The 14,985-nt window shown below is 66.1% G+C and carries 13 protein-coding genes; 10 read left to right on the top strand and 3 right to left on the bottom strand.

Annotated features, from left to right (window positions below; genetic code table 11):
• The first annotated feature begins 103 nt into the window (after positions 1-103).
• Positions 104-538 (top strand): HAMP domain-containing protein, encoded by a 435-nt coding sequence (locus PQR02_RS06945; RefSeq protein WP_408227414.1) that lies wholly within the window; start codon positions 104-106, stop codon positions 536-538.
• 74 nt (positions 539-612) lie between these two features.
• Here PQR02_RS06945 and PQR02_RS06950 read toward each other — a convergent pair whose 3' ends face one another.
• Positions 613-1,050 carry a carboxymuconolactone decarboxylase family protein gene (locus PQR02_RS06950; RefSeq protein WP_408227417.1) on the bottom strand — a complete coding sequence of 146 codons (438 nt, stop codon included), beginning with the start codon at positions 1,048-1,050 and terminating at the stop codon, positions 613-615.
• Between the two features lie 230 nt (positions 1,051-1,280).
• Here PQR02_RS06950 and PQR02_RS06955 point away from each other — a divergent pair, with 230 nt between their 5' ends.
• Positions 1,281-2,342 (top strand): NAD(P)/FAD-dependent oxidoreductase, encoded by a 1,062-nt coding sequence (locus tag PQR02_RS06955; RefSeq protein WP_408227420.1) that lies wholly within the window; start codon positions 1,281-1,283, stop codon positions 2,340-2,342.
• 134 nt (positions 2,343-2,476) lie between these two features.
• Here the strand turns inward: PQR02_RS06955 and PQR02_RS06960 are convergent, their stop codons facing one another.
• Complete coding sequence (locus PQR02_RS06960; RefSeq protein ID WP_408227423.1) at positions 2,477-2,722, bottom strand: hypothetical protein; 246 nt, start codon at positions 2,720-2,722, stop codon at positions 2,477-2,479.
• A gap of 206 nt (positions 2,723-2,928) precedes the next feature.
• Here PQR02_RS06960 and PQR02_RS06965 point away from each other — a divergent pair, with 206 nt between their 5' ends.
• The 5 genes from PQR02_RS06965 to PQR02_RS06985 all read left to right on the top strand — a co-directional run bounded on the left by PQR02_RS06965 (position 2,929) and on the right by PQR02_RS06985 (position 8,151).
• Positions 2,929-4,896: a PAS domain-containing hybrid sensor histidine kinase/response regulator gene (locus PQR02_RS06965; RefSeq protein WP_408227426.1), complete on the top strand. Its 1,968-nt coding sequence runs from the start codon at positions 2,929-2,931 to the stop codon at positions 4,894-4,896.
• Positions 4,897-5,132: 236 nt separating this feature from the next.
• A complete protein-coding gene (locus PQR02_RS06970) occupies positions 5,133-6,299 on the top strand; it encodes an acyl-CoA dehydrogenase (protein ID WP_408227429.1) in 1,167 nt (388 codons plus the stop codon).
• 24 nt (positions 6,300-6,323) lie between these two features.
• Positions 6,324-6,926 (top strand): class I SAM-dependent methyltransferase, encoded by a 603-nt coding sequence (locus tag PQR02_RS06975; RefSeq protein WP_408227432.1) that lies wholly within the window; start codon positions 6,324-6,326, stop codon positions 6,924-6,926.
• Positions 6,923-7,576 carry a glycosyltransferase family 2 protein gene (locus tag PQR02_RS06980; RefSeq protein WP_408227434.1) on the top strand — a complete coding sequence of 218 codons (654 nt, stop codon included), beginning with the start codon at positions 6,923-6,925 and terminating at the stop codon, positions 7,574-7,576. Before PQR02_RS06975 ends, PQR02_RS06980 begins: the two co-directional genes overlap by 4 nt.
• Before the next feature lie 80 nt (positions 7,577-7,656).
• A complete protein-coding gene (locus tag PQR02_RS06985) occupies positions 7,657-8,151 on the top strand; it encodes a DUF421 domain-containing protein (protein ID WP_408227436.1) in 495 nt (164 codons plus the stop codon).
• A gap of 38 nt (positions 8,152-8,189) precedes the next feature.
• On the opposite strand, the gene PQR02_RS06990 is transcribed toward PQR02_RS06985, so the two are convergent.
• Positions 8,190-9,587, bottom strand: a complete 1,398-nt coding sequence (locus tag PQR02_RS06990) for an MFS transporter (RefSeq protein WP_408227439.1) — start codon at positions 9,585-9,587, stop codon at positions 8,190-8,192.
• A 226-nt stretch (positions 9,588-9,813) separates the two neighbouring features.
• Here PQR02_RS06990 and PQR02_RS06995 point away from each other — a divergent pair, with 226 nt between their 5' ends.
• The 3 genes from PQR02_RS06995 to PQR02_RS07005 all read left to right on the top strand — a co-directional run bounded on the left by PQR02_RS06995 (position 9,814) and on the right by PQR02_RS07005 (position 14,639).
• Positions 9,814-9,960, top strand: coding sequence for a hypothetical protein (locus tag PQR02_RS06995; RefSeq protein ID WP_408227442.1), 147 nt, complete (start codon positions 9,814-9,816; stop codon positions 9,958-9,960).
• Positions 9,961-10,824: 864 nt separating this feature from the next.
• The gene (gene mprF, locus PQR02_RS07000; RefSeq protein ID WP_408227445.1) at positions 10,825-13,377 is read left to right on the top strand and encodes a bifunctional lysylphosphatidylglycerol flippase/synthetase MprF; all 2,553 of its coding nucleotides are present in this window, start codon (positions 10,825-10,827) and stop codon (positions 13,375-13,377) included.
• Complete coding sequence (locus tag PQR02_RS07005; RefSeq protein ID WP_408227448.1) at positions 13,374-14,639, top strand: virulence factor family protein; 1,266 nt, start codon at positions 13,374-13,376, stop codon at positions 14,637-14,639. Before mprF ends, PQR02_RS07005 begins: the two co-directional genes overlap by 4 nt.
• Positions 14,640-14,985: the final 346 nt, after the last annotated feature.

Raw genomic sequence — 14,985 nt, forward strand, 5'->3', positions numbered from 1 at the left:
GCGATGAGTACGAGCCAGAGCGCGCTGGAGGATTATCTGAACCAGCAGGCGAGCGACGCGAACGAGCGCTCGGCGCTGCTGTTTCGCGTTGATCAGCTGGCGCATGTTGCGCCGCGCAGTCATGACGCCGCTGCACGACGCGCTACGCCAGTTCGACGCGATCGCCGCTGGCGAATCGACGACCCGAGTGCCGATCCGTTCGAACGACGAAATGGCGACGCTTCTGCGCGGCGTCGCGTCGATGCAGGACAAGCTCGGCGCGAGCGTCACCACGGTGCGCGCCGGTTCGCATTCGATCGCCTCGTCGACCCAGCAGATCGCGGCGGGCAATCTCGATCTGTCGCAACGCACCGAAGAGCAGGCCGCTTCGCTCGAACAAACCGCCGCGGCGATGGAACAGCTCACGTCGACCGTGCAGCTGAACGCCGAGAACGCCCATCACCCGAGCGAACGGGCGTCGCGGGCGTCCGAGATGGCTGCGCGCGGTCGTCGTTCGGTTGGCAGCATGGTGCAGACGATGCGCGTGATTCACGCGTGAAGCGGCTGTCCGAAGCTGCTCGAAGCAGCGCCGTTCGGGTGGGCCCAACGTGTTGCTTTGCGCAGCGTGCGCGTTCAGGCCGGCATCTTGCGAAACGAAATCGCAAAACGGTTCCATGCGTTGATCGCCGAGACGAGCAGCGTCAGGTCGACCAGTTCCTCGTCGCTGAAGTGCGGGCGCACGGCGTTCCATACCGCGTCGGGCACATGGTCTTGCGACACGAGCGTCAGCGCTTCGGTCCATTCGAGCGCGGCGCGTTCGCGGTCCGTGAAGAACGGCGTTTCGCGCCACACCACCACGGTCGCGAGACGCCGTTCGGTTTCGCCGCCTTTGCGGGCGTCGCTGGTGTGCATGTCGACGCAGTACGCGCAGCCGTTGATCTGCGACGCGCGCAAGCGAACCAGTTCGGTCAGCGATTTTTCGAGCGCCGATTTGCCGATGCGCTCTTCGACGCCGAGCAAGGCCTTGATCGCGGCGGGATTGGCTTTGTAGAAGTCGAGACGTTGTTCCATGATTCACTCCTGAGTCGGGTTGGACGCATTCCGTGATGCGATGAGTGAAGCTTAGGCGCCAGACTGGATTCAAAAAATAACCGGTTCTGGGTATTTTCAGGTGACCACTTTCGCGCTTGCATGACGTGCGCGGGCGGGCCGCCGAGCGTCCTTACCGCCTGTAATGGCATCGTTGCCGCGCTTCGGGCGATTCTGTATGGTGGGCCATCGTCTACTCGAAGAGACCGCCCATGACGCCCGCCGCCGACCCGCCAGCCGATTCTCTCGCGCCCCCGATCCGCTCCGACGTGCTGATCGTCGGCGCCGGCCCCGTTGGCCTGTTCGCGGCTTTCGAGGCGGGCGTAATCGGCCTGTCTTGCCAGATCGTCGACGCGCTCGACAAGATCGGCGGCCAATGCACCGAGCTCTATCCGGACAAGCCGATCTACGATATCCCCGCGATTCCGTCGTGCACCGCGCGCGATCTGGTCGAGCGTTTGATGATCCAATGCAAGCCGTTCAACGTGCCGATCCATCTCGATCAGCGGGTCGAGTCGGTCGAGCAGCGCGACGACGGTCGTTGGACCGTGCGCACCGGCCGCGCTCTCGTGTTCGACGTGGCGGCCATCCTGCTCGCGGCGGGCAACGGCGCGTTCGTGCCGCAAAAGCTGACTCTGCCCGAGGCCGTGCCGCTGGAGTCGCGCCACGTGCACTACAGCGTGCCGCGCGTCGCCGATTTCGCCGGCAAGACCGTGGTCGTGGCCGGCGGCGGCGACTCGGCGCTCGACTGGGCGCTCGCATTGCGCAAGGTCGCACGGCGCGTGACGCTGGTGCATCGGCGCAGCGGCTTCGGCGCCGCCGATTCGAGCGTCGCGTCGATGCGGCGCGCGGTCGAGGCCGGCGAGATGGATTTCGTGGTCGGTGCGATCACGGGATTGAGCGTCGAAGGCGATGCGTTGAAGGCGCTGACGTTGCGGCAAATCGAAGGCGAGACGCAACTCGAGACCGAACACCTCGTCGCGCTATATGGTCTGGTTGCCGATCTCGGCCCGATCGCGCAATGGGGCCTCACGATCCACGGCGGCCGCGTCGATGTCGATACGTCGAACTATGAAAGTTCGCGCCCGGGCATTTTCGCGGTCGGCGACATCGCCAACTATCCGAACAAGCAGAAGCTGATTCTGTCGGGATTCCACGAGGCGTCGCTGGCGTTGCGCAAGGCGTATGCGTACGCGTACCCCGAGAAAAAGCGCGTGCACATCCATTCCAGTTACGACGCGAAGCTGGCGGAAAAGGTCGCCGCGGCCGGCTGAGCGGGTGGCCGTGGGACTGACCGGCAGTCGGCTCGAACCGATCGAGCGGGTCGTGCCGATAGTGCGAATCGCATGGGCAAGCCGGTCGAGACCGACAAGTCACGACCGGCTCTTTTTTACCTGCGCGCGAGGTGTTATTTTCCTGCGGGCTCGCTCGCCGCGGCGGCCGCGCTCGCTGCCTTGTCCTTCTTCTTCGCTTCGTGATGGCCGACCGCGCAACCCGCGGCCGCGCCCGCCACGCCGTGGTCCCCGGCGACGTGTCCGGCGACGCCGCCCACGACCGCGCCTTTGGTGCAGCCTTCAGCGTGAGCCGCGGCGTAGGCGAGCGCGAGTGCGGCGGCGAGCGTGAGGGTGGTGAGTGTCTGTTTCGTCCGTTTCAATTGGGGCTCCCTGTTTTGACGGCATGCGATGACGATGTAGCATCAGTCACGTCATAGCAAAAGCGGGGCCCGGCGCGATCGCTTTACGCCGATGCGGCAACGTGGCGGCGCATCGGCCGTGAAGCCATCCATCGGGTGAAACCATAGGCGAAGCAGCCGCTCATGTGCGGTGTATCCTTTCACCGGAACCTCTATACTTGCGCGTCATGAACCAGGTTGATATCCCTTCCGCCCGCGAAGACGGCGAGCCCGGCCGGGGCGCCGCCGCGGCCCGTACGCCCCCCGCCGTCGACTATTCGGCGCTCGTGCAGGCCATCGAAGACTACGCGATCTTCCTGCTCGATACGACCGGGCACATCGTCAGCTGGAACGTCGGCGCGCAGAAGCTCAAGGGCTACGCGGCGCAGGAAATCATCGGCCAGCATTTCTCGCGCTTCTATACCCAGGAAGCCGTGGCGCGCGGCTGGCCGGCCTACGAACTGCAACAGGCGTCACTCACAGGCCGCTTCGAGGACGAAGGCTGGCGGGTGCGCAAAGACGGCAGCCTGTTCTGGTCGAACGTGGTGATCACGGCGATCCGCAACGACGCGGGCGTCCTCACCGGCTTCGCCAAGATCACGCGCGACCTGACCGCGCAACGCGAATACCTGGAAGCGTTGCGGCAAAGCGAGGAGCGTTTTCGCCTGCTGGTCGATTGCGTCAAGGATTACGCGATCTTCATGCTCGATCCGCAAGGCTATGTGGTGAGCTGGAATGCGGGCGCGGCGCGCATCAAGGGCTATACGCGCGAAGAGATCGTCGGCCGGCATTTCTCGCTGTTCTATGTGCCCGAAGAAGCCGCGGCCGGCAAACCGGCGCGCGAGCTGGCCATCGCGCGGCAGCTCGGCCATGTGGAAGACGAAGGCTGGCGCGTACGCAAGGACGGCTCGACCTTCTGGGCCAACGTCAACATCACGGCCATGCACGACGAATCGAACCGCTTGCGCGGCTTCGCCAAGGTCACGCGCGATCTGACCGAGCGGCGTCAACGTGAAGAACTGGAGCGCTCGAGCGAGCGCATGCGCGAGTTTCTGGCGACGCTCGCGCATGAGTTGCGCAATCCGCTTGCGCCGGTGCGCAACGCCGTCGGCGTGATGCAGCTCGAAACCGCGCTGAGTCCCGCCATGATGCATTCGCGCGATCTGATCGACCGCCAGGTGACCCATCTGACACGGCTGGTCGACGATCTGCTCGACGTGGGCCGGATCATGTCGGACAAGATCGAATTGCGCGTCGGCCGCGTCGACCTGAAGGAACTGGTGGGGCGCGCGATGGAGGCGGCGCGGCCCTTCACCGACGCGCACGAGCAGCTCATCGTGCCGCATGTGCCGGACGAACCGGTATGCATTCGCGGCGACATGACCCGTCTCGTGCAGGTGCTGCAAAACCTGCTGCACAATGCGTCGAAATTCTCGCCGCCGGGCAGCCGGATCGATGTCACGGGCCGCATCGACTACCGGATGGCGGTGCTCGAAGTGCGCGACTCGGGCTGCGGCATTCCGGCGCAATCGCTCGACAAGATCTTCCAACTGTTCGCGCAGGAAAAAGCCGGCCAGAATTCGGGCGAGGGCGGTCTCGGCATCGGCCTCACGCTATGCAAATCGCTGGTCGAGATGCATGGCGGCAGTATCTTCGCGAGCAGCGAAGGGCTCGGGTGCGGCAGCGCGTTCACGCTGAGTCTGCCGCTTGCCGGCGCGCCGTCGGATGCGGCCGCTGACGAGACGCAACCGGTCACGCCCGAGGTGCCGCCGTTGCGGGTCCTGCTGGTCGACGACAATCACGATTCCGCCGACAGCCTCGCGATGCTGCTCGAACTCAAGGGCCACGACGTGCGCATCGCGTACGGCGGCGAGCAGGCGCTGCAGATCGCGCCGGGCTTCGTGCCTCAGCTGGCGGTGATCGACATTGCGATGCCGAGAATGGACGGCTACGCGACGCTCGCCGCACTGCGCGTCAGGCCCGAACTGGCCGGGACGATGTTCGTCGCCATGACCGGCTTCGGCCACGCCAGCGACCGCGAAAGGACTCGCGCTGCCGGTTTTCACGCGCATCTGGTGAAGCCGGTGGAACTCGCGCAGTTCGACGCACTGCTCGCGCAGGCCGAAGCGCGGCGCGGCAAGCGCGATTGCGCCTGAGCCTGGCCATCGAAGCGGCCGATTTGTTCCCAACGTTGCTTTGATCGTTCTGCCGCTGCCGACCCGGACCGTGCGCGGCGTTGCGCAATTCACTCTACCTTCCTGAAACCGGGCGGCCTGAAGACGGCGGCTCGCCGGCGTTCGACGCCGGGGCACGTCGTTTGCTATGGCCTTTGCATATGCCGCGGCTTGACTCAGGCCGCAGGTGGCAAATCGAACCGCTTCAGGGAGGCACGATGGTCGATACGCGTGACCATGCGGCCGGCGTCCATGCGCGGCGGCCGCCGGGCGCGGGCCAATCCGGCCGTCGCGATTCAGATCCGGCGCGCGCGCCGCGCAGCGGCGCGAAAACTCCCGTGCCGCTGGACGATTTTCTACACACCGCGTGCTTCGATCGGGACGACCCGTCTGCGCTCGGCGCCCTGTTGCGCGAGCTGGTCGAGCGCGGCTACGACCGCGCGCCTGTTCTGCCATTGCCCGGCCACGGCCAGACGCTGGCCCGCTGGCGCGCCCTGGCGGCGGTTGCCGCGTGCGACCTGGGCCTCGTCAAACTGTTCGAAGGCCACACGGACGCGCTCGCCATCCTCGCCGAATTGCACGGCCCCACGCCTGCGGCGGGGAGTTGCTGGGCCGTGTGGGCGGCCGAGCCCCCCGACGCGCGCGTGCAGGTCAGCAAAGTAGGAATCCGAAGCGATGCCGGGCAGGTCCAGCTCGCGGGTACCAAAGCCTGGTGTTCGGGCGCGGCGGCCGTCAGTCACGCGCTCGTCACCGCATGGCTGGATCAACAGCCGGTGCTCGTGGCCGTCGCGATGGATCAGCCGACGATCTCGATCGACGCGTCGAACTGGCAAGCGGTCGGCATGCGGGCCACGGCAAGCGCGGATGTGACGTTCGATCGCACCCCGGCGACGGTGGTGGGCGCGGCGCACGCGTATGTGCGCCGGCCGGGCTTCTGGCACGGCGGCGCCGGCATTGCCGCGTGCTGGTACGGCGCCGCCGCGCAGATCGGCCGGATGTTGCGCGACGCTTGCGCGCAGCGCGCCGATCCGCAGCGCCTCGCGCATCTCGGCGCGGTCGACGTCGCGCTGCAGGCGGCGGCTGCCGTGTTGCGCGAAACCGCCGCGCACTTCGACGCCAATCCGCAGGCCGACGCGCAGTGTGAAGCGCTGCGCGCGCGTCTGGTCGTCGAGGAGGCGGCGGGCGCCGCGATGCATCACGCGACGCGTGCGCTCGGCGCGGGACCGTTGTGCCGCAATGCGCGCTTCGCGCGCGCGTTGGCGGACCTGCCGGTGTTTCTGCGCCAGAGTCACGCGGAACGCGATCTTGCCGCGCTCGGCGAGCTGATCGCCGCGCCGCGCGCCGTCGACACGTCCACCATCGGAGGTGTGCCGTGGACGCTTTGAGCCGAAGCGCGGAGGGTCGCTGAGATGTCGACCACGCAGTATTTCGATGAACTCTACAAAGAGAGCGACGATCCGTGGAAGCTGCGCGAAGGCTGGTATGAACAGCGCAAGCGCTCGCTCACGCTCGCGTTGCTGCCGCGCCCGCGTTATCGCAACGCGTTCGAACCCGGTTGCGCGAATGGCGAGTTGAGTGTTGAACTGGCGAACCGTTGCGACGCGCTGCTCGCCGTGGATCTGCACGAGCGGGCGGTGCTGCTCGCGCGCGAGCGCGTAGCCGGCGCACCGCAGGTTCGTGTCGAGCAACGCACGGTGCCGCGTGAATGGCCGACCGAAGCCGGACCGTTCGATCTGATCGTCATCAGCGAGTTTGCCTACTACCTGGATACAGCCGAGCTGGAAACGCTGGCCGCGCGGATCGCCGCGTCGCTGACGACCGACGGCACGCTGCTCGCGTGTCACTGGCGCCGGCCTTTCGCCGAAGCGCTCGAATCCGCCGACGCCGCGCATGCGCTGTTCGATGCGCGCTGCGGCTTGTCGCGTCTCGCGCATCACGACGAAGCCGATCTGCTGATCGACGTCTGGTCGCGCGACGCGCGTTCGGTAGCGCAACGCGAGGGGCTCCTATGATCGGCGTGATCGTTCCGGCACATAACGAAGAGGCGTTGCTGGCGCCCTGCCTCGCGGCACTGATCGAAGCGTCGCGCCACGAGGACCTCGCGGGCGAAGCGGTGCGCATCGTGGTCGTGCTCGATGCGTGCAACGACTTTTCCGGCGCGATCGCGCGGGCCTACGGCGTGCAGACATTGACGTTGAAGGCACGCAACGTCGGCATTGCGCGCGCGACCGGCGCCGACCTGCTGCTCGCGGCAGGCGCGCGCTGGCTCGCGTTCACCGACGCCGACAGCCGTGTGTCGGCGGGCTGGCTGGTTGCGCAGCTGGCGCAGGATGCGGACGCGGTCTGCGGCTCGATCGCGGTCGACGACTGGAGCGCGCATCCGCACAGCGTGCGCGAATATTTTCGCAAGACCTACGTCGATGCAGACGGTCATCGCCACGTACACGGCGCGAATCTCGGCGTGTCGGCCGAGGCTTACCGGCGCGCCGGCGGCTTTCCGCCGCTCACGTGCAGCGAAGACGTGGCGCTGGTCGACCGGCTGATCGCGATCGGCGCGCGTATCGCGTGGAGCGCCGCGCCGCGTGTCATCACGAGCGCGCGCGCTGCGGCTCGCGCGCGGGGCGGCTTCGGCGACACGCTGGCGGCATGGGCGGCCGGATGACGCGCGCGACTCGCGAAGCATCTGGAATTTGTTTCGGATAACAGAAGATCGAGACGGCGGCGCGCCGCGAGGAGGGCGACATGATGGACGCGATCTTCGTTCTGTTCGGCGAGGGCAGGAATCTCGACCCCTTGCAGATGGGCATGCGCTCGATCGTCGTGTTCCTGATCGCGCTCGTGCTGATACGCGTATCGGGCCGGCGCTCGTTCGGGCAACGCTCGCCGTTCGATTCGGTGGTGGTGATCCTGCTCGGCGCCACCTTGAGCCGCGCGATCGTCGGCGCGTCGCCGTTCGTTGCCACGGTCGTCGCGTCGTTCGCGATCGTGCTGTGTCACCGGATGCTGGCGTGGGCGTGCATGCGCTCGCGCGGGCTCGAGCGGCTGGTGGGCGGCGTCGAACGCGAGGTGTTCAGCAATGGCGCGTTCAACGCGCACGAAATGGATGCCGCGCTGATCACTCCGACCGACGTGCAGGAAAGCGTGCGGCAAAAGACCGGATCACGCACGATGGATAACGTGGCCGCGGCGATTCTCGAACGCAATGGCGAAGTGAGCGTGATCCGCAAGAACGCGTGAGAACCGCGTGACGAACGTGCAAAGCCGGCGCGCCGCGCTCAACCCCGCCGGCCGCGCGAGATTTCCTCGCCGGCGCCGCGCGGCATGCGCAGCGTGACCGGAATCGACGCGAACGAGCACAGGCCGACCACCAGAAACGCGGGCCAGAAATCCGACCACGTGATGCTCGGATGCCCATGCAGCAGCCGCGAAATCTGCAGCACGATCCCGCCGACCGTCACGCCGAGCCCGAGCGACATCTGTTGCACGACGCTGCCCAGGCTGGTCGCGCGTCCCACGTCGCGGCTGGCGATCTCCGCATAGGTCAGCGAGTTCAGACTCGTGAATTGCAGCGCAGGGAAGAAGCCGCCGAGCAGCACGACCATCCAGATGATCCACGTCGGCGTGCTCGGGAAAAACAGCCCGCATGCCGCGATCGACAGGCCGGAAAGCGCCGCGTTGACCACCAGCACCGAGCGGAAGCCGAATTGCCGCAGCACGCGCGACGCGACCGTGCGCATGAACATGCCGCCGAATGCCGACGCGCAGGTGATCAGGCCGGATTGGAACGCGCTCATGCCGTGGCCTTCCTGCAGCATCAGCGGCAGCAGGAACGGCAATGCGCCGAGGCCGATCCGGAACAGCGAGCCGCCGAGCACGCTGGCCTGGAACGTCGGCACCTTGAAAAAGCGCAAGTCCAGCAGCGGGAGTTCGACGCGCTGCGCGTAAGCGACGTAGACCGCGAGCAGCACGGCGCCGCTTGCGCACATGCCGAACGCGTCGGCGTTGGAAATCAGTTCGCCGCCTACCAGCGACAGCCCGAGCAGCAGCAACACCGCGCCCGCCGCCGACAGCAGGAAGCCGATCCAGTCGAGCGGGCCCGGATCCGGCTCGCGCGTGTTGGTGATGTACTTGTTGGTCAGATAAATGCCGAGTATGCCGATCGGCACGTTGATGAAGAAAATCAGGCGCCAATGCAGATAAGTGGTGATGAAGCCGCCGAGCAGCGGGCCCGCCGCGGGGCCGAGCATCGCGGGCACGCTCAGGTAGTTCATCGCGCGGATGAAGTCGGACTTGTCCACCACGCGGAAGATGATGATCCGCCCGACCGGCACCATCATCGCGCCGCCGACGCCCTGCACGAAGCGCGCGAGCGTGAACGTGGCAAGCGAATTGGACGCGGCGCACAGGAGCGAGCCCGTCACGAAGATGCCGATCGCGGTGCGGAAGATGGTGCGCGCGCCGAAACGGTCGGCGAGCCAGCCGCATACGGGGATGAACACGCCGAGTCCCAGCACGTAGCTCGTCACCGCGATTTTCAGCGTGACCGGGTCGCGCCCGAAGTCGCGCGCCATGGCGGGCAGGGCGGTGACGATCACGTTCGCATCGACGCTCTCCATGAACATCGCGCAGGCGACGATGAGGGGCGCAATCAGAGCTTTCTGGACGGCGGTCATGAAGGCGGGCTGCGGCGGGGTGTCGCAGGCAAAGGGGGCATTATTGCACCTGTACGGTGCGGATTGTTAATAGCGCGGCATGGCGATAGCGCCCCTTCATGATTCGCGGCGGCGTGTGACTGCAGCGCAACACATTCGGCGCCTCTTTAATAGTTGTTGCGGTGCGGCAAAAGAAGACTATAATCGGGTTATTACCTAGGTATAAACCCTATACAGGAGTCCGATCATGAACACCGCTTCCAACGCCGCCGCCCGTGCCACTACCGCTAACGTCAGCCTGTTCGGCAAGCTGCGCGCCTTGGCGCTGCATGCGCTGAACCTGCATCTGGAAAATTGCGCCGTGGTGGCGGAGGCTTATCGCCGTCCGCTGTAACGCTGGCGCGCCGCTGCCTGGCCCGGTAAGGCCTGGCGAGGGCCGCAACGCCCTGACCCGTCGAGTGCATGAGTTTTGCGCTTTTCGGGCCACGCAAGCGGCGCTGCGCCGTGATCTATCGCACAACGCCCGCTTGAATAGCGGGCGTTGTGCTATGTGGCTACGCAAATCGGGGCCCATTGATCCGCGGCGAGCGGATGGAGATCCAGTTCGCCCGCGAGTCCTGTACGCCGCCATCGCCGAACCGGGCGTTCCAGGTGCCTAGTCGCCGGCGTCGGCTGGTGTCCGGTTGAAGCCGACGCGCGTATCCGGGTCGATCGCGTGGACAAGGCGCTCATCAATAACGCCATCCCCAGCAGTCTGACCAGATAAACGCCCGCCGTCAGCCAATCCTGATCCGTCATCATCATTCCCTCCAAATAGCTGACATCGCCCGGTAAAATGCGCTGCATTTCACCGCACAGTGCGCTCGATTACGGCGCCACAGGCCAAACCGTGATGGCGGCAATTCCCTTTTTTAAAAGGGAGTGCCGAATAAGGTCATAACGACAAGGTCGAATCGGTATTTGAACGGCAAATTGCGCGTGCCCGGCTCGTGCCGCTGTGTAAGGGTTTCCACGAATCGGATCCCAAAAGACCGCCTTAAGCGGCAATATTGACCGCCATATTCCCGAGTCTTTCAGCTAAATCGCGGCGAAATAGCGTGCGCTGTCAACCTTTTGCATACTTTGCCGTTATCCCTTTGTAATCGCCAGATCAGGCGACGCGGCGATGGACGATCCGTCGTCGCGACAGTTCCACGCAAGGCCCCCCGCATTGACCATGTTCCATCGATATAACAACAATTTCGACCGGCTACGCGCAATGTTCACCCGCCTCTCGAAGACGCTCGGCAAGCGGGAAATCCTCTCGCCCGTGTTAGCGCTCGTGATTTGCGGGTTGCTACTGGTCGTCTTGCAGCATTTGTCGCAGGCGGTCGACTACCGCTCCGTGATCCGCGAGTTGCGCGAGCTCACGCCGGGCGAGTGGACCGCCGCGCTCGGTGCCACCGCGCTCAGCTACGTGGCGCTGGTCGGACGCGATGCCGTCGGCTTGCGCTACCTGGGCGCGGCCGTGCCGCGCGTGGCGCTGTGGATCGGCGCGACCGCGGGTTCCGCGCTCGGCAACGCCACCGGCTTCGGCGCGTTGACGGGCGGCGCCGTGCGCGCGCGCGTGTACGGCGTCGCGAACATCACGCCCGCGCAGATCGGCCGCATGACCGTGTTCACGAGCGTGTCGCTCGCGCTCGCGCTCGTGCTGATGTCGGCGCTCGGCATGCTCGGCAGGGCCGGCCAGCTCGCGCCGATGCTGCACCTCACACCCGTCACGCTGCGCTGGGTCGGCGCAGCGCTGCTGATCGCGCTCGCGCTCGCGGCTGCCGCGTGCCGCCGCGAAACCCGCCCGATCCGCACGCGCTGGCAGTGGCTGTCGTTCGACATTCCCGCGCGCCGCGATCTGCTCGCGCAAGTGGCGCTCGCGGTCCTCGACGTGGTGGCGGCGGGCCTCGCGCTGTGGGCGCTGTTGCCGCATGCGAACGTGAGCTTCGTGACCTTCATCACCGTCTACGCGGCAGCCATGCTGCTCGGCATGATCGGCCACACGCCCGGCGGGGTCGGCGTGTTCGAGGCGGCGATGGTGTTCACGCTGAGCGGCAGCGTGCAAACCCATCAGATGGTTGCCGCGCTGCTGGCTTATCGCGCGATTTATTTCGGTGTCCCGTTGATCGTCTCGGCGGCGTTGCTCGCGGGCTTCGAGGGCCGCGCGCTGAAAGACCGCTTTGCGCTGCTGCACGCGCAGCGCGCGTCGGAACTCGCGCCGCTGTTTCTGAGCCTCGTCACGTTCGTGGTCGGCGGCATGCTGGTGATTTCCAGCGCGACGCCCGCTTTCTGGCAACGCATTCATCTCTTGCGTGACCTGGTGCCGCTGTGGGTGCTCGAAAGTTCGCAGTTGCTGTGCAGCGTGCTCGGCGTGTTGCTGTTGTTCGTCGCGCGCGGTTTGCTGCGGCGTCTGGACGCCGCCTGGTGGATGACGCTGCTGCTCGCGGTGCTGAGTCTCGCGCTGTCGTTGACCAAAGGTCTCGCGTTCGTCGAGGCGGGTGTGCTCGGCATGCTGATCGCGCTGCTGCTGTCCACCCGCTGGCGGTTCAATCGCCATTCGTCGCTGTTCGCGGAGCGCTTCACGGCGGGCTGGCTGGTATCGGTCGCGATGGTGCTGATGCTGGCCACGTGGGTGATGCTGTTCGCGTTCCGCGACGTGCCGTACACGCGCGACCTGTGGTGGCAATTCGCGTTCGACGAGCGCGCGCCGCGTGCGCTGCGCGCGACGCTGGCCGCGAGCGTGTTCGCCGCGACCTTTTCGTTCTGGCAATTGCTGCGTCCGGCGGCGGGCCGCTTCGTCAAACCCGCGCCGGAAGATCTGCGCGACGCGGCGCGCATCGTGCGCGCGCAGGAGCGCAGCGATGCCGGTCTCGCGCTGATGGGCGACAAGAGCTTCCTGTTCTCCGAGTCGCGCGAAGCATTCCTGATGTACGCGAAAAACGGCCGCACGTGGGCCGCGCTGCATGACCCGGTGGGACCGCGCGACGAGTGGGCCGGCCTGATCCGCAAGTTCGTCGCGCTCGCGCATGCGCACGGCGGGCGTGCGGCGTTCTATCAGGTGCGCGCGAACGCGTTGCCGCTCTATCTCGACGCCGGTCTCACGCTGATGAAGCTCGGCGAGGAAGCGCATGTCGTGCTCGACGATTTCGATCTGAAGGGCTCGCATCGCGCGCATCTGCGCTATGCGCTCAAGCGCGGCGAGCGCGACGGCTTCACGGTCGAAGTGATCGATCAGCCGAACGTGCCCGCGTCGCTCGAAACGCTGCGCGAGATTTCCGACGGCTGGCTCGATAGCCGCGACGCACGCGAGAAAAGCTTCTCGGTGGCCGCGTTCAACGACGAGTATCTGGCGGCGCAATCGGTGATGCTGGTGCGCCAGAACGGCGCGCCCGTCGCGTTCGTCACCTTCATGACGACCGATATGAACACCGAGGCGACGGTCGGCGTGATGCGGCACGTGGAGAGCGCGTCGCCATATGCGATGGAATATCTGTTCACTCAACTGGCGCTGCATCTGAAGCAGGCGGGGTTCCGCTCGCTCAGTCTCGGCATCGCGCCGCTCTCCGGCATGCAGCCGACGCCGCTCGCGTCGCGCTGGCACCGGCTGGCGGGCATCGTGTGGCGCTTCGGCGGCCGCTTCTATAACTTCCGCGGACTGCGTGCTTTCAAGAGCAAGTTCCAGCCGCATTGGGAGCCGCGCTATCTCGCGGCGTCGGGTTCGATGGGCGTGTTCTTCACGCTCGCGGACCTGTCATTGCTGGCAGGAGGCCGGCGTTCATGACATTGCATTCGATCTTCAGGCTCGCCGTCGCGGCGAGCCTCGCGAGCTGCGGCGCGCTTGCGCAAGCGGCGACTACCAGCGTGCCCGGCGGCCGTTATGGCGACGTCACGGTGACCCAACCCGCCGGGCCGTTGCGCGGCTTCGTGGTGCTGTATTCGCAGGCGAGCGGCTGGAACGCAGCCGACCAGCAAACCGCCGACGCACTTGCAAAAGCAGGCGCGATGACCGTCGGCGTGGATACCGCGCGCTACGCGGCCAATCTGAGCGTGAAGAAGGAAACCTGCCATCAGCTGGTGGGCGACGCCGAGGCGTTGAGCCACCAGCTCGAACGGCAATCGCAATCGAGCCACTACTTCGCGCCGATCGTCGCGGGCACGGGCCAGGGCGCGACGCTCGCGATGCACGTGCTCGAACAGGCGCCGTCGAACACGATTGCCGGCGCGGTCTCGGTGGATGCCGAGCATGCGCTCGATGCGCGCTTTCAGCCATGTCCGCCGGACCCGACGGTGATCCGCGACAAGGTGCCGGGCTTCGTCGAAAAGGCGAGCACGGGCAACGCCGATCGCGCGCGTGTCGTCGCGTTGCTCACGCCGCATCTGCAGGCCGTATCGACGAGCGATGGCGATGTCTCCGATCTGCCGCTGATCGAGTTGCCGGCCGCGCACCCGAACGGCCTGATGGCAATCGTCATTTCCGGCGACGGCGGCTGGCGCGATCTCGACAAGACCATCGCGCAGGCATTGCAGAAAGACGGCGTGTCGGTGGTCGGCTGGGACAGCCTGCGCTACTTCTGGAGCGAGAAGCCGCCCGCGCAGACGAGCCGCGATCTCGCCCGCGTGATGCAGACCTACGGCGCGCGTTGGCACGCCCAGCACATTGCGCTGGTCGGCTATTCGTTCGGCGCCGACGTGATGCCGTTCGCGTACAACCGGCTGCCGCAGGAGCAGCGCGCGAAGGTGTCGCTGATCGCATTGCTCGGCTTTGCGCCCGATGCCGATTTTCAGATCCGGGTGGGCGGCTGGCTCGGCATGCCCGCGAGCGACAAGGCCTTGAAGGTGCGGCCGGAATTGACCAAGGTGCCGCCCGCGATCGTGCAGTGCTTTTACGGCGCGGAAGAGGAGGACACGCTGTGTCCGGCGCTCGATAAAAGCGGTATCGAGGTGATTCGCACGTCGGGCGATCATCACTTCGGCGGTGACTACAACGCGATGGAGAGGCGCATTCTCAGCGCCTTTAAAAAGCAGAGCGGCGTGCGTGACTGATTACCACGTCGTGTGAGGGGAGTGGTCGGGCGCTGGGCCGGCGGCATCAGGGTTGACAAAGCGCGTCCACTCAACGAAGATCGGCCGCATGAACTGCCTCGACATCCGTATTGCGCTGATTATTAGCATCATTCATCGAATGGTGGGTTAGCGCGCGTCGGATAGCAGTGACACATTAACCCGCCCCACGAGGCGGGTTTTTTTATGTCCGCTCGCTGCCTGCCTCCTGGTGAACTCTGTGCTGATTCGTTCTTGCCATACAGGAGCTTGCCTTGCCGTCACACTCACTCGAACACGCGCACGCATATGCATACGCCACGGACGCTACCGACAGCGTCGCGCGGCG

The sequence above is a fragment of the Paraburkholderia sediminicola genome, from assembly GCF_046026895.1.
In the GTDB taxonomy this organism is placed as follows: Bacteria; Pseudomonadota; Gammaproteobacteria; order Burkholderiales; family Burkholderiaceae; genus Paraburkholderia; species Paraburkholderia sediminicola_C.

Excerpts from the sequence above, each read along its gene's own strand:
- PQR02_RS06965 (WP_408227426.1), top strand. The coding sequence starts at position 2,929 with ATGAACCAGGTTGATATCCCTTCCGCCCGCGAAGACGGCGAGCCCGGC.
- PQR02_RS06975 (WP_408227432.1), top strand. The coding sequence starts at position 6,324 with ATGTCGACCACGCAGTATTTCGATGAACTCTACAAAGAGAGCGACGAT.
- mprF (WP_408227445.1), top strand. The coding sequence starts at position 10,825 with ATGTTCACCCGCCTCTCGAAGACGCTCGGCAAGCGGGAAATCCTCTCG.
- PQR02_RS06970 (WP_408227429.1), top strand. The coding sequence starts at position 5,133 with ATGGTCGATACGCGTGACCATGCGGCCGGCGTCCATGCGCGGCGGCCG.
- PQR02_RS06985 (WP_408227436.1), top strand. The coding sequence starts at position 7,657 with ATGATGGACGCGATCTTCGTTCTGTTCGGCGAGGGCAGGAATCTCGAC.
- PQR02_RS06995 (WP_408227442.1), top strand. The coding sequence starts at position 9,814 with ATGAACACCGCTTCCAACGCCGCCGCCCGTGCCACTACCGCTAACGTC.
- PQR02_RS06945 (WP_408227414.1), top strand. The coding sequence starts at position 104 with ATGTTGCGCCGCGCAGTCATGACGCCGCTGCACGACGCGCTACGCCAG.
- PQR02_RS06955 (WP_408227420.1), top strand. The coding sequence starts at position 1,281 with ATGACGCCCGCCGCCGACCCGCCAGCCGATTCTCTCGCGCCCCCGATC.
- PQR02_RS06950 (WP_408227417.1), bottom strand. The coding sequence starts at position 1,050 with ATGGAACAACGTCTCGACTTCTACAAAGCCAATCCCGCCGCGATCAAG.
- PQR02_RS07005 (WP_408227448.1), top strand. The coding sequence starts at position 13,374 with ATGACATTGCATTCGATCTTCAGGCTCGCCGTCGCGGCGAGCCTCGCG.
- PQR02_RS06990 (WP_408227439.1), bottom strand. The coding sequence starts at position 9,587 with ATGACCGCCGTCCAGAAAGCTCTGATTGCGCCCCTCATCGTCGCCTGC.
- PQR02_RS06980 (WP_408227434.1), top strand. The coding sequence starts at position 6,923 with ATGATCGGCGTGATCGTTCCGGCACATAACGAAGAGGCGTTGCTGGCG.